This window comes from Paraniabella aurantiaca (genome assembly GCF_050309965.1).
Lineage (GTDB): Bacteria > Bacteroidota > Bacteroidia > Chitinophagales > Chitinophagaceae > Niabella.
The window spans coordinates 2,182,157-2,191,545 of the sequence record NZ_JBLOSY010000002.1; the positions used below are offsets into that span (position 1 = coordinate 2,182,157).

5 protein-coding genes are annotated in these 9,389 nt (G+C 40.3%); all 5 read left to right on the forward strand.

What is annotated here, in order from left to right:
* Nucleotides 1–7 precede the first annotated feature (7 nt).
* Entirely contained in the window at nt 8–1,006 is a 999-nt protein-coding gene (locus ACLOAU_RS23185; protein WP_427864293.1) for a GRP family sugar transporter, read from the forward strand.
* Nucleotides 1,007–1,262: 256 nt separating this feature from the next.
* Nucleotides 1,263–2,285, forward strand: a complete 1,023-nt coding sequence (locus ACLOAU_RS23190; protein WP_427864294.1) for a GntR family transcriptional regulator — start codon at nt 1,263–1,265, stop codon at nt 2,283–2,285.
* 330 nt (nt 2,286–2,615) lie between these two features.
* Nucleotides 2,616–6,095 carry a SusC/RagA family TonB-linked outer membrane protein gene (locus ACLOAU_RS23195; protein ID WP_427864295.1) on the forward strand — a complete coding sequence of 1,160 codons (3,480 nt, stop codon included), beginning with the start codon at nt 2,616–2,618 and terminating at the stop codon, nt 6,093–6,095.
* 5 nt (nt 6,096–6,100) lie between these two features.
* Nucleotides 6,101–8,035, forward strand: coding sequence for a RagB/SusD family nutrient uptake outer membrane protein (locus ACLOAU_RS23200; RefSeq protein ID WP_427864296.1), 1,935 nt, complete (start codon nt 6,101–6,103; stop codon nt 8,033–8,035).
* 91 nt (nt 8,036–8,126) lie between these two features.
* Nucleotides 8,127–9,383 carry a DUF5000 domain-containing lipoprotein gene (locus ACLOAU_RS23205; protein ID WP_427864297.1) on the forward strand — a complete coding sequence of 419 codons (1,257 nt, stop codon included), beginning with the start codon at nt 8,127–8,129 and terminating at the stop codon, nt 9,381–9,383.
* The last annotated feature ends 6 nt before the right edge of the window (nt 9,384–9,389 follow it).

Below are 9,389 nucleotides of genomic sequence, written 5' to 3' on the forward strand. Positions count from 1 at the left end.
TACTGCCATGTTTATTGTAGATAGTTATTCGCTTGCCGTGCTGCTATGTTTTGTTACCATGCTCTGCTGGGGCTCCTGGGGAAATACCCAAAAGCTGGCGGGCCGCTCCTGGAGATATGAATTGTTTTATTGGGATTATGTAATCGGGGTCCTGCTCTTCTCTGTTTTATCAGCCTTTACATTAGGAAGCATCGGCACCGGTGGCCGTAGTTTTGTAGCCGACCTGCTGCAGGCCGATACCAAAAACATCATGAGCGCTTTTATCGGTGGTGTTGTTTTTAACGCATCCAATATTTTGCTGTCTGCAGCTATTGCCATTGCCGGTATGTCCGTAGCTTTTCCATTGGGTGTGGGTATAGCCCTGGTATTGGGAGTGATCGTTAATTATGCCGCCTCCCAAAAAGGAAATTCAACATTGTTATTCCTGGGCGTAGCGCTGGTAGTGGTTGCTATTATATTGAACGCCCTGGCGTATAAAGCAAAAGATAAAAATCAGAAGAGCTCAGCCAGGGGCATTATTATATCGTTGATAGCAGGTGTATTGATGGCTTTCTTTTACAGGTTTATTGCCGCTTCTATGGATCTCGATAATTTTTACACGCCACAGGCCGGTAAAATGACGCCGTATACGGCAGTATTTATTTTTTCAACCGGTATATTCATCAGTAATTTCCTGTTTAATACCCTGCTCATGCGGAAGCCTTTTACCGGAGCTCCTGTAAGTTATCGCGACTATTTCCGGGGCGGATTAGCTACCCATTTCACCGGTATATTGGGAGGGTTGATCTGGGGGCTGGGTAATTCTTTAAACCTTATAGCCGCCGGTAAAGCTGGAGCCGCCGTTTCCTATGGCCTGGGTCAGGGGGCTACCATGGTTGCTGCATTCTGGGGAGTATTTATCTGGAAAGAGTTCAAAGACAGTCCCCCAAATGTCGGTATCAAACTAAGGTGGATGTTCCTGCTATTCATTGTTGGACTGGCATGTATCATTATTTCCGGGCGCTAGTTTCATCTACGGGTTTATATAATCACCATTAAAATATTTCGTATGAAAGTAATAGCAATTGCTTTGCATTATTTTCATGTACCTAAAACTGAGTGCCCAGGTTTTTTCGAATAACCATATGGCCATCCATTTTCAGAAAGCGTTTTTTTGTATTAATGTTAAGGGATGGATAATCTTCCCTGCTTAAACATTTAAGGATCGATCAATACTATTAATTTTGCCGCTAACAAAGCGATTGTCAGCAAATGAAATATTTATGAGAACCAGAACCGAAAAAACTTTAAGCCTAACAAAAGATTGGCATTTGTCTAAAGTACAGCAGGTAGCCGATACTGTTAAGAAAGAAATCGTAAAAGGGGGTTTGAAGAAAGATGATCAGCTTCCGTCTATAAATGATTTTAGCAGAACTTATAGTGTTGCCCGTGATACAGTTGAGAAAGCTTACCAGATACTAAAAGATGAACGCTATATTGTTTCTGTAAAGGGACGCGGATATTTTGTAAAGGGAGTGCCGGCAAAAAAGCTCAGGGTGCTATTGGTTATGAACAAGATTAGCGCCTACAAAAAGATCGTTTATAATAGCTTTGTTAAAGCCCTGGGAAATAAGGCTGTGGTTGATCTCCAGATACACCATTACCGCCTGGATATCCTGAAAGATATTGTTGAGAGCAGGATAAGTCAATACGACCATTTTGTGATCATGCCGCATTTTACACATGATACAGATCCCAGGAAGGTTCTTGCATTATTGAGAAGTATTCCTTCAGGAAAACTCACCATTCTTGATAAGAGAATAACAGGGCTGGACAATCCTGCTGAAGTGTACCAGGATTTTGAAAATGATATCTATGAAGCCCTGGTGTCACAATCGGAGTTGATAGAAAAATATAACAACCTGGTGGTGATCCTGCGTAGTGATGAATTTCATCCCAGGGAAATTATAAAAGGGATCAGACGATTTTGCAGGAAGTACAAAAAAGGCTTCACGGTAGCTTCGGGTGCAGAAGAGCTGGAACTACAGCCGGCTACTTTGTACATTGAGACTTCCGAATCGGATCTGGCATACCTGATGAAAAAAGCAAAAGAACTACGTTTCAGGCTGTCAAAAGATATAGGTATTATATCCTTTAATGAAACGGTTCTAAAGGACTTATTGCAGGTAACCGTTGTTACTACCAATTTCGATAAAATGGGTGAAGCCGCGGCTGCAAGTCTTTTAAATAAACATCCTCAAAGAACCAAAGTGCCATTTGACTTTATTAAAAGAAAGACGGTGTAGCTGTTATACTTGTATTAAAAGATTTTGGCTTGCTAATAAGTCTCTTTTGAATATTTCCCTCATTTAATGTTGTTGGTTAAACTAAAACCAACCTTTATCTTCTTGTTCTTATAAACTAAATGCCGGTATACATATCGGCATTTAGCACGTTATTGAACATAGAGTAATTAATGCTGTAAGTTGCTCCAAATATGCACAGTTTTTAACTCTGGGGATATATTTAGGCCAATAAAGTTTAATAATAGGATAATATCGCTGCTTGCCAGGTCTGAAAAACAGTTTTTATTTGTTTTAGCGCAACCAAATTTTGAGAAAAATAATTTTTCACTCATGTATAATGCTTTTATTCTGCGATTGCTTGTTGGGAAAAGTGTAATGCCATCTTCAAAAACAACACTGCTTAGGTTTTTATTAGTTAGCATACTCAGTATTATCTTTTCGTTGAAGGGTAGTGCGCAGGTATTTACCTTTTCTCAAAAATCGGTAACACAATCGGCTGTGTTCGATGCTATAAAAAAACAGACGGGCTATAGTGTACTTTGTGATAACGAGCTCACCGAAAATGGTAAAATAATCGATGCGGATTTTAAAGAAGCCGATTTTGCTACAGTAGTTAATACATTGTTCCCGAAAATAGCCGATTGGACCGTTATTAATAAAAATCTGGTTATTACAAAAAAGAAACTTATCGCCGATTCTGATAAAGGACCTGAGCCCTCTATCAGATCAGAGGGCTGGAATGTTATTGGAGCTGTATTTGATCCGAATAAGGCCCCTTTACCGGGGGTTACAGTTGCGGTAAAAAATAAATCCGGTGTGGCAACTTCAACAGATATGAATGGGAAGTACGTTTTAACGGTGCCGGATAGTTTATCTGTTTTGGAATTCTCGATGGTTGGTTATGCAAGTCAGGAGATATCTGTGTCAGGTAGAAATATTCTTGATGTACACATGGCAGTTGCACAAAAAAATATGGATGAAGTGGTGGTTACTGCGTTTGGACAAAAGCAACGCAAAATAGATATGGTGGGTTCTATAACTTCAGTGAATCCTAAGAACCTGCAAAGTCCTTCCAGTAATTTAACCTCTGCACTTCAGGGCAGGGTGGCAGGTATTGTTTCCTACCAAAGAAGCGGCGAACCTGGCGCAGATAATGCCGATTTTTTTGTAAGAGGTGTGGGTACGTTCGGTACTAATAACCGCCCGCTTATTTTGATTGATAATATGGAGGTTTCTACGGATGATTTAGCCAGAATACCTGTAGATGATATTGAGAGCTTTTCTATCCTGAAAGATGCTACAGCCTCAGCAGTGTATGGTTCGCGCGGTGCAAATGGTGTAGTGCTTGTTACAACCAAAGCTGGAAAGGAGGGGCCTGCATCTATTTCTTTTAGAGCCGAACAAAGGATTTCCATGCCGACCCAAAAGGTAAAACTGGCTGATCCTGTTACATGGATGAAAATGTATAATGAAGCAGTTTTGACAAGAGATCCATTAGGAATTGAACCTTATAGTCAACTGAAGATTGAAAAAACAGAGGAGGGGGCAGACCCCCTGCAATACCCATCAGTTGATTGGTTGAAAACATTAACCAAACCAACCACTACTACGCAGAACTACAATTTATCCGTGTCTGGTGGTGGCCAATTGGCTAAATATAATTTAAGTGGAAATTTTACAAACGACAACGGTTTGCTGAAAATGAATGGCCTCAATAACTTCAATAACAATGTGAATTTTAAGGTATATAATATAAGAAGTAATGTTGCGATCAATTTAACACCCAGTACCCAGGTTATGGTCAGGACAATTTTAAACCTGCAAAACTACAATGGTCCGCCAACAAGCGGCACAGAAGTTTATAACCTGGCTTTAAGAGCAAACCCCGTGTTGTTTTTACCAGTGTATGAAGCCGGCCCATCTCAGTCTTATATAAAACACCCCCTGTTTGGTAATGCTGATGACGGTAATTACTCCAACCCATACGCACAGATCATGCGTGGTTATTCGGAGAGAAGACGCAGCAATTTACAGGCACAATTAGAGCTCAATCAGGATTTTTCCAAAATTCTTACACAAGGTTTAAAGTATAGAGGATTAATTAATATTACCCGCAACTCCTATTTTGCGCAAGCCAGAACCTATAATCCTTTCTACTATGAACCCATAGGAAGGGACGGTGCAACCAACTCGGTAGTATATAGAGAAATAAACCCGACCAGCGGTACCGAGTATCTTGGTTTTTCGCCTGGCGAGCGCAGCATGCAGGCAGTATTTTATATGGAGAACCAGTTATCATGGAACCGTAGATTAAATGATGTGCATAATATTGGAGCGATGGTGATTAGTACTATTCGCGGCAATATCAGTACCCCCGTGGATAATGCTATTTCGCTTATTAACACCCTTCCTTACAGAAATGTCTCTTTTTCCGGCTCAGTGGACTATGGTTATGATAACAGGTACTTACTCAAGTTCGCTTTTGGTTATAATGGTTCTGAAAGATTTTCAGAGAAGTTTCGTTGGGGATTTTTCCCATCCCTTGGTTTTGCCTGGAATGTCTCTCAGGAGAAATTTTTTGAAGGCTTGAAACCAATTGTCAGCAATTTGAAATTCAGGGCCACAAGAGGACTATTGGGAAATGACAATATCCTTGATACGCGCTTCTTTTATTTATCTGATGTTAATTTAGGCTCTGGCGATAATTATACGTTTGGCTTGCCTGGCGAATCAAACAGGTTTACAGTGCCCGGTGTGTCTATTAACAGGTATGCAAATGCAGACATACGTTGGGAAGTATCTCAGCAAACCAACCTGGGTATAGACCTGGGAATGATTAATGGAGCTTTAACTTTAGTTGCTGATTTTTATGACCAGCGTAGAAATCATATTGTACAGGAAAGAACACTTCCATCCAATATGGGACTTGAAGCAGACGTATATGCGAATGTGGGTAATTACAAAAGCAAAGGATTTGACGGTGAATTATCATACAATAAAAATGTAAATAAAAACCTTTGGTTTGAAGGCCGGGGCACATTTACTTACAGCACCGGCGAGTACGTTTTTTACGAAGAGCCGGAATATGCCAATAATTACCGTAAACGTGTAGGAACCAGTGCGGCGCAGCGTTTTGGTTATGTCGCAGAACGATTATTTATAGATGATAAGGAAGTATATAATAATCCTTCACAGGAATTTGGTTCAATTGTTTTAGGCGGCGATATCAAGTACCTGGATGTAAACAGGGACGGCATCATAAATGACGATGACCGAATGGCGATTGGTTATCCCACAACACCCGAAATTAACTATGGCTTTGGGCTAAGCACACGATATAAGCAAATCGATTTTTCCTTTTTCTTTAGCGGGGTAGCAAGAACTTCATTATTTATAAATCCTACTTCAGATAATACATCATCCAGTAAAGGTGTTGCACCCTTTGGAAGTACAACAAGTCCCAATGCTGTGTTGTCTGCATGGGCTAATGACTACTGGAGCGAAACCGATAAAAATGTATATGCTGCGTGGCCGCGTTTAAGTGTAAATCCACTGGCCAATAATACCGTATCAAGTACTTTCTGGATGAGGGATGGCAGTTTCATGCGTTTAAAGCAAGTAGAACTGGGATATTCTTTAAATAAAAACTTATTGAGACGAGTAGGGTTAAAAACATTCAGGGTATATGCAACAGCAACAAATCTGTTCAAGATAAGCGCCTTTAAAACCTGGGATCCGGAAATGGGTGGCAATGCATTGAATTATCCTTTACAACGTGTATTTAATATTGGTGTTAATGTTAATTTATAATGGTTATGATAATTTATAAAAAAATATATCAATCTTTTATAGGGCTTTCTTTATGTTTTATCATTTTGTCCTGTAACAAATATTTGGATGTAGTACCCGACAACACACCCGTATTAGACCAGGCTTTTGCCAAGCGTACCATGGCCCAACGCTACCTGGCTACCTGTTATAATAGTTTGCCTGATAATTTTTCATTAACGGGAAATTCCGGGTGGCTTTCGGCTGATGAATTTTGGTTAAGCTCTACGTCCACGTACTCGGGTTACAATAATTGGTTTATAGCATTAGGTAGTCAAAACGGTGATTCTCCCCTGGTAGATAACTGGATTGGGGCAAGAGGCGGAAAAAGTTATTGGGAAGGAATTAGCAAGTGTAACACATTTCTTGAAAATATTATGAAGGTGCCTGATATGGATGAAGCCGAAAAGCAAATGTGGACCGCTGAAGTTAAATTTTTAAAAGCCTATTATCATTTTCTTTTAGTGGAGCAATATGGCCCGGTACCTATTATGGATAAAAATATTCCGGTTTCCAGCGATCCGGCTGCAAGTCGCCTGGCAAGAAATACCGTCGATGAATGTTTCTCTTACATTGTAGGTTTGATTAATGAAGACATGGATTTCCTGATGGATGATGTATCGGATTTACAAACTGAAACAGGACGGGTTACAAAAGTGGCTGCAAAAGCAATAAAAGCAAAAATATTAATGTTTGCTGCCAGCCCATTATTTAATGGAAATAGTGATATAGAGGCATCTGTTAAAAATAAAGATGGAAAAGAATTGTTTAATCATACTTATTCGGCAGATAAATGGGAGCGTGCAGCAGCTGCTTGTAAAGAAGCCATCGATTTTGCGGAAGGTCGCAATAAACGCTTACATACCTGGACGCCTGTGCGGTCCGATTTAAAGCCGAGTACTATCTACCAAATGAATATACGCGAAGCTTTCAACGAATCGTCCAATAACCCAGAAATTTTATGGCTCGATACACGTTCCATTGCAACAACAGCGATTCAGGGTGCATTTATGCTTCGTAAATATGCCGGTAGCACAACACTTGCAAATACCACCACGCTTTCATCTCAAATGTCGGTTCCTTTTAATATTGTTGAAAAATTCTATTCAAAAAACGGGGTGCCCATAGAGGAGGATAAAACCTATCCTTATAGTACAAGATATGACCTGGTTACTGTACCTAATACAGATGTTTATAAGTATAATTTAGTGGCAAACAGGAATACGGCAAGGATGAATTTGGACAGGGAAAACCGTTTTTATGGTAGTTTAACTTTTGATGCCGGGCGAATATATATGAGGCAGGTTGCCGATCAAAAGGATGATAATGCATATAATATTGACATGAGATCCGGAGGCATATCCGGTAAAACAAGCCCTACCAATTTTAATATTACAGGGTATGCATCAAAAAAGCATTTTAATTATCAAAACAGTGCAACTGATAATAACTATTCAGCACGGCAATATGGTTACCCGATAATTCGGTTGGCCAACCTGTACTTGTATTATGCAGAGGCCCTCAACGAAATACATGGACCTACTGCCGATGTTTATGCATATGTGGATAAAGTGAGAGCTCGCAGCGGTTTGGAAGGGATGCTCAGTTCCTGGACAAATTATTCCAATAACCCGGCGAAGCCGCTTTCAAAAGAAGGGGTGCGTGAAATAATAAAAAGAGAAAGAACCTGTGAGTTTGCATTGGAGGGCATTCGGTTTGGCGATCTGCGTAGATGGAAGGATGCCATTAAAGAATTAAATGCCCCAATCAGGGGTTGGGATATTTATCAATATACCGATGCCAATTATTACAGACCCGTAGTGTTTTATACCAGGTCCTTTATAAACAGAGACTATTTCTGGCCAATAGGACTGAATGAGCGGAGGGTGAACTCGAACCTGGTACAGGCAGCAGAATGGTGAGCTTATTAATAATTTTTATTAAACAGTTTGTAAAATGAAAATAATATATAGACGAAATTTGGTGCTTCTTTACTGTTCTTTATTCATGCTTATGTTTTATGCTGGATGTAAGGAAGATTTAGGTATAGAGCCGGCCAGGATTGGAGCTAAACCATCACCACTAACAAATCTTCAGTTTCAATCAATTCCGGGCGGTGCAACCATATCTTATAGCCTGCCCAATGATCCTGATCTTAGATATGTGGTAGCAGAGTATACATTAGAGAACGGCACCAGGATGGTATCAAAAGCCAGTGTTTATGATAACCAGGTAAGGGTGCAGGGGTTTGCAAAAGTTGATCAATACAAGGTGGTGCTGAAAGCGGTGAGTGTGGGAGATGTATCTTCTGATCCGGTGAATCTAACTATTACAACGGGTCAGCCTAATTACATTACGATTGCAAAATCGTTTGAAGGTGATGCTGCCTTTTATGCCACTTTTGGAGGTATTAACGCAAAGTATTTAAATGAGGATGCCGAGAATATTGTTATCAGGATATTTAAATGGCAAAAAGATTCAACTACCGGGCAATATCATTGGGCAACCATCAATGAAACATATACAAAAGCGGTGGAGGGTACTATAAGAGTAAGAGATCAGCGTGGTCTGGAGCCTGTTACTACCGATTATGCGGTTGTTGTGCGAGATCAGTGGAAAAATATGTCGGACACGATAAAAAGAAGATTAACTCCTTTGGCAGAAACTGAGTTTACGGGTATAAAAGTGTTGCAGCCTCCTGCTATGGCTGCTTTTGATACTGCTTCCAATTTAAATGGTGATTATACTGTCAGAAGTACCGCTTCTAACGGGGAAAGTATGCAGATAGCATTCTTCGACGGAACAGCTGCCAATCCTATTGGAGCAAAACAATGGTGGGGACTCAATGCGCCGCTGCCTATGCAGTTTACACTTGACCTGGGAGCCGGGAAAGCGGTTCAGCTGAGTAATATAAAAATGTGGTCTCGTATTACCACTCCTCCTGAAAATTTATTTAAAGCAACGCACATTAAAGAATTTGAAGTGTATGCCAGCAATAATCCCGCCGCCGATGGATCCTGGGACTCCTGGACATATATTACTACTGGTTATAGTAATCGTCCTTCCGGGCTCACATTTCCTGCGGAGCCTACAGCTGAAGATATTGCGTATGCAAAAGCTGGTGAAGATTTTGAAATAGATTGGCCGGATGCAGGCAGGTATAGGTATTTTCGCATAAAAATAACTGCTATGTGGGATGGTGCTTTATATCGGCCTATTCCCAATTCCGCTACCATCACTTTAGCCGAAATGAAATTATTTGGAAGATAAAGATGA

Coding starts and splice junctions, on each gene's coding strand:
- ACLOAU_RS23185 (WP_427864293.1), top strand. CDS start 8: ATGTTTATTGTAGATAGTTATTCGCTTGCCGTGCTGCTATGTTTTGTT.
- ACLOAU_RS23205 (WP_427864297.1), top strand. CDS start 8,127: ATGTTTTATGCTGGATGTAAGGAAGATTTAGGTATAGAGCCGGCCAGG.
- ACLOAU_RS23200 (WP_427864296.1), top strand. CDS start 6,101: ATGATAATTTATAAAAAAATATATCAATCTTTTATAGGGCTTTCTTTA.
- ACLOAU_RS23190 (WP_427864294.1), top strand. CDS start 1,263: ATGAGAACCAGAACCGAAAAAACTTTAAGCCTAACAAAAGATTGGCAT.
- ACLOAU_RS23195 (WP_427864295.1), top strand. CDS start 2,616: ATGTATAATGCTTTTATTCTGCGATTGCTTGTTGGGAAAAGTGTAATG.